This is a genomic window from Gelidibacter salicanalis (assembly GCF_016469035.1).
GTDB classification, from domain to species: Bacteria; Bacteroidota; Bacteroidia; order Flavobacteriales; family Flavobacteriaceae; genus Gelidibacter; species Gelidibacter salicanalis_A.
Window position 1 is genome coordinate 1 of sequence record NZ_JAEHJZ010000327.1, and the last position, 239, is coordinate 239.

1 protein-coding gene is annotated in these 239 nt (G+C 50.2%); it reads left to right on the top strand.

What is annotated here, in order from left to right; all coding sequences use genetic code 11:
- Positions 1-239 (top strand): hypothetical protein (locus JEM65_RS22620; RefSeq protein ID WP_233530803.1); only part of this gene is annotated, 239 nt, incomplete at both ends.

Genomic DNA, 239 nt, shown 5'->3' on the forward strand with positions numbered 1-239 from the left:
AAGCTCCTGAGACTAAAGCTGCTGATTATCTCTCCTTCACAGTGTCTGGCCGCGGAAATGGATCTGGATTCTTCGGAGATCAGTGATCTCGCGGGCGAAATCAATGTGGCCATTAATTCCGTGACCAATGTGGACCAGATTTTGGCCGAAACCTCGGACGATCTTAGACGCGCCCAAGAGCTACAGCGAAGAGCGGATTATACCCAACAAAATGCCGAGGAACAGCTTAAGCATGCTGA